The sequence below is a fragment of the Clostridium sp. DSM 8431 genome, from assembly GCF_900116755.1.
Lineage (GTDB): Bacteria > Bacillota > Clostridia > Clostridiales > Clostridiaceae > Clostridium.
In genome coordinates this window covers 1-3,488 of sequence record NZ_FPBY01000246.1, presented here as the reverse complement: position 1 = coordinate 3,488, position 3,488 = coordinate 1, and the positions used below count along the sequence as shown (strand labels likewise).

The following is a 3,488-nucleotide window of genomic DNA, read 5'->3' as shown; positions in this document are numbered from 1 at the left end:
AAAATGTGTCCACTATATTGACATAGGTCCAACTCCTTGTTGTCTATAATTGGAAACTACAGATTCTATATCATCACCAACAAGTTCTCCTGTACATCCTCCTAGTACAACAAATAAATCTCCCTTCATTATCTTTAATGTAGATTTTATAAGTCCATCTAGTTTCTTTTCTCCACCAAAAACAATTTCCTTTTCACTAGCATTAACACTTGGTACAACTGCTCCACCACGACCCTGCATACCATTAGCTACTGAAAATCCAACATGTTGCTTATCTACACATCCTGGCCCACAATGAGTTATTGGTACTGCTCCTGGTATAGTAACAGCAGTATATAATGCAGCTATTGCACATCCATAACGTGGTTTTCCTATGGTATTAGTCTGTTCAAATGAATTTTTCTTACTTGACATAAATTTTTATCCCCCTAACTATGCTTCTTCTAATATTTCTGGATGCTTAGCTAATACTAATGGATCTTCTTGAGATAGCCACCAGTCAGTATATGGAATATCAACATGTTTGCTTATATCCTCATTGAACTTTCTTCTTTGTAAAACAGCTTCTACTGTTTCTGCTATATTTAAAAGTCCTTGATATCCAATAGATTTATTTTCATCACCAATAGCTACTCCAGGTACTCCAAACTGTGATGCTAGAGGTGCTAAACCTGTATGTCTTACAATTACAAAATCAGGTTTAGTCTTCTTAATAAGAGAAGCAAAAGCAAATTGCTGTCTATTAGCTACTACAAAATTCTTTATATCTCCAGTCTGATCCACAAGAGTTTTTAGAGTATCCTGTCTTACATCTCCACTATCATAAACTGGGTCATGGTGGAATACTAAAGTACCATCAACCTCAATTCCAAGCTCTCTTAAAACTGTAACTAATCCATGTGCATAAGCAGAACCTGTTGCTACAACTGCCTTTATCCCCTTAAATTTTTCTCTATATTTAACTAATTCTTTTTCTACTCTTTCATGTTCTTTAGCAATATATTTTTCTGCTAGTTCAACTCTATTAGTTGCTTTAGCAATTTCTCTTAACCACTCATCTGTTCCTTCAAAACCATAAGGCTGCTTTGCTTTAATTTCCTTTACACCATATTCCTGTTCAAGACCTGCTGCAATATATGAAGATAAAGTGTAACAGAAGGTAGTTGTACATGTTGCTTCTGAAAGCTGTCTTAAATTCTCTACAGTTGCTAAGTCAACAGCAAAATTCACCCTTAAATTTAACTCTTTAAACATAGGAGTAAATACATCACTACCAAAAAGATTTATTACATTAACAAGGTCTTCCTGCTTTTTAGGTTCCTTATTTACTACTTGTCTTAATATTCCATGCTGAACAGTATCAAAGTCTGTTGTCCAGTGAGCTGATCTAAATCCTTCACAAGTTACTACTACAACTGGGATTCCATACTCTGCTTCTGCTTCTCTTGCTGCACTTTCTATATCTTCTCCAATAATAGCTGTTGCACAGGAGTTTCCTATAAAAATAACCTTAGGCTTTAATCTTTCCCATACATCTTTAATAGTCTGTTTCAACTTTTCTGTTGCTCCAAAAACCATATCTTTTTCTAATAGGTTAGTTGTTACTGTTCTTATGTCTTCAACTTCATATCCTCTAAGTTTAAGACCTACTCTATATGTAGTATTATAGTTAGCTGCATCTATAGCACATCCAATAGATGAATGTTGTATAAGTACTGCATCTACAACCATTCCAGCCTGACAGGATACCATTTTTGAACTACAGCTTGTTGCCTGTGAAAAAGGTCCTGCATTAGCACACAATCTACAGCCTTCTCCAGGTCCACACTTCTTCCTTTCCCCCTTTCCTCTTGCCTCATATTGAGATGCCTCTACTAAATCTTTAGCACTTCCATCCCAATTAACTATTGTTCCCAATCTTGTTTCTCTTATCTCAACATTTGCCGCATCAAGATTTATTTTTTTCTTGCTATCCTTCTCCCCCTTAAATTTAAAAAGAGGTCATAGAAATAAATTAATATTTCTACAACCTCTAGTTATCTAGTCAGTCTATCCTCCATATGACAATTTAATTTTGCTAATACGAAGTATTCTTATATATTAAATATGCTATATATTATATGATTTTATTTTGTAATGTCAATATTTTTATTTAAATTATACTTATACCATTTATAACACATAATTCTCATCTAAAATAATCTTGACTTTTTGAATTTGAAATGACAGCCCTATAATGTCATAGACTTCCCAATAATTATAGTTTTACTTTATCTCTACCCTTTAGATGCCTTATACAATAAAAGTTTAAAATGTAATTGGAGAAGCTCGTGAAAGACTTGCTTTAATAGAAGTAAAAGTTGGTGTATGAAGTGTATTACATGTACATCAGATAATTTGGAATTTTTCCTTACAAAAATATTTTTCAGATAGATAACGAAATATAAAATAACAAAACCTCCTTGTATTATTCTACAAAGGAGGTTGTATCATTTTCTACTAATATATATTAGGTAATGGAAGCTGATTTACCGCCTTTAAAAATTTATTCCATAAAGGTGGATAATCATTGTTTCCATACCAGTTCTTTTCTTTTCCATCATAATACTTTATTGTAACTCCCCACTGTGTACCATCTAGAATATTAGGATTATCGTACTCTTCCTTCCATTCCATAATTGAAGCACAATATATCTTATGAATATATTTAAAAAACTGCTCATCAGTCAACTTAATACTAACTTCTTTTTCAGCATTTTCAAATGATGGATAATATCTTGCATAAGCACCTTTTGGGCTTTTCTCTACCTCAATTCTTGAATGACCATCGAAAAAAACACCAATTCCAAATTTAAAATAGTATGTTTTTATTTCATCTTCTTCTGTGGTGTAAAGAATATGCTTATCACAATCATTACAATGATATTTAGGCGTTGGCGTAGGAATACAACACCCTCCAAGTACAATCTTTTTTAATTGCAAATCTTCTTCAAGTTCTGGTGACCATGCTGGCATACCCCAGAGTATTTTTGATGTATTATTTCCACCACATAGAGGACATAATCTTTTTGGCATATACTCATCCCCTTACTTAGAATATTTAAAATACTATTTCATAATATCTTCTTATACTTTTTTCTAATTCTAATAAATCTACATTTCTTCCTACCCTTATAGTTTCTTTACCTTGAACATAAAGTATTAACAAAGGAAATGTTAATACATATTTACTAGCTGCAAGTTCTCTTTCTTTCTCACCATTTATATCTATAATCTCAATTTTAGGATAAGACTTTAAAATGTTATCCACCTTATTTCTAATAACCTCACAGGCTCCACAGGATTCATTACTAAAATATAAAATCAACATTTCACTGCTAGCTATTTTATTGTTAACATAATCTACTCTTGATTCTTCCATAAATTTTTATCACCTCTTTGAATATATTATACTAGGGTTAATCATATTTCTTAACCCTTATATATCA

Annotated in this window: 4 protein-coding genes; all 4 read right to left on the bottom strand. The window is 32.1% G+C overall.

Annotated elements, in window-relative coordinates; translation table 11 throughout:
* Positions 1 to 12 precede the first annotated feature (12 nt).
* Entirely contained in the window at positions 13 to 414 is a 402-nt protein-coding gene (locus BM384_RS16205; protein ID WP_090015180.1) for a nitrogenase component 1, read from the bottom strand.
* Between the two features lie 18 nt (positions 415 to 432).
* Positions 433 to 1,917 carry a nitrogenase component 1 gene (locus BM384_RS16200; RefSeq protein WP_242946087.1) on the bottom strand — a complete coding sequence of 495 codons (1,485 nt, stop codon included), beginning with the start codon at positions 1,915 to 1,917 and terminating at the stop codon, positions 433 to 435.
* Between the two features lie 582 nt (positions 1,918 to 2,499).
* A complete protein-coding gene (locus BM384_RS16195) occupies positions 2,500 to 3,075 on the bottom strand; it encodes a hypothetical protein (protein ID WP_090015176.1) in 576 nt (191 codons plus the stop codon).
* Between the two features lie 25 nt (positions 3,076 to 3,100).
* Positions 3,101 to 3,421: a thioredoxin family protein gene (locus BM384_RS16190; RefSeq protein WP_090015174.1), complete on the bottom strand. Its 321-nt coding sequence runs from the start codon at positions 3,419 to 3,421 to the stop codon at positions 3,101 to 3,103.
* Positions 3,422 to 3,488: the final 67 nt, after the last annotated feature.

Bases quoted from the DNA above. Each gene is read 5' to 3' on its own strand.
- BM384_RS16205 (WP_090015180.1), bottom strand. From the start codon at position 414: ATGTCAAGTAAGAAAAATTCATTTGAACAGACTAATACCATAGGAAAA.
- BM384_RS16195 (WP_090015176.1), bottom strand. From the start codon at position 3,075: ATGCCAAAAAGATTATGTCCTCTATGTGGTGGAAATAATACATCAAAA.
- BM384_RS16190 (WP_090015174.1), bottom strand. From the start codon at position 3,421: ATGGAAGAATCAAGAGTAGATTATGTTAACAATAAAATAGCTAGCAGT.